The following is a 242-nucleotide window of genomic DNA, read 5'->3' as shown; positions in this document are numbered from 1 at the left end:
CATCAAAAAAGGCTTGGTCAGCTAATGAATTACCACAACTAATTCCATCTTTTGTACCGTCAGTTATAATCTCAACATAATCTGTTGGTACAAGTCCTCTTTCTCCTTGGCTGTTTTTTCCTTCTAACCACCCTCCACCGACATCCGGGTTGGTAATTGTGATGATCTCCCCTTCACTGACGGTCAGCTCGTTGTTTCCAGGCTCAGCAGCAAAGTCATACATAACACGAGCCTTGGTGGCC

Annotated in this window: 1 protein-coding gene; it reads right to left on the bottom strand. The window is 45.0% G+C overall.

Going from position 1 to position 242, the window contains the following annotated elements; all coding sequences use genetic code 11:
• A partial coding sequence (locus tag L9G74_RS24595; RefSeq protein ID WP_238898984.1) for an SH3 domain-containing protein occupies positions 1 to 223 on the bottom strand: 223 nt, incomplete at its 3' end.
• Between the last annotated feature and the right edge of the window lie 19 nt (positions 224 to 242).

The organism is Shewanella electrica (assembly GCF_022321485.1).
Taxonomy (GTDB): Bacteria; Pseudomonadota; Gammaproteobacteria; order Enterobacterales; family Shewanellaceae; genus Shewanella; species Shewanella electrica.
Note: the sequence above shows the minus strand (reverse complement) of the source record. Positions and strands in the feature narration are given on the sequence as shown.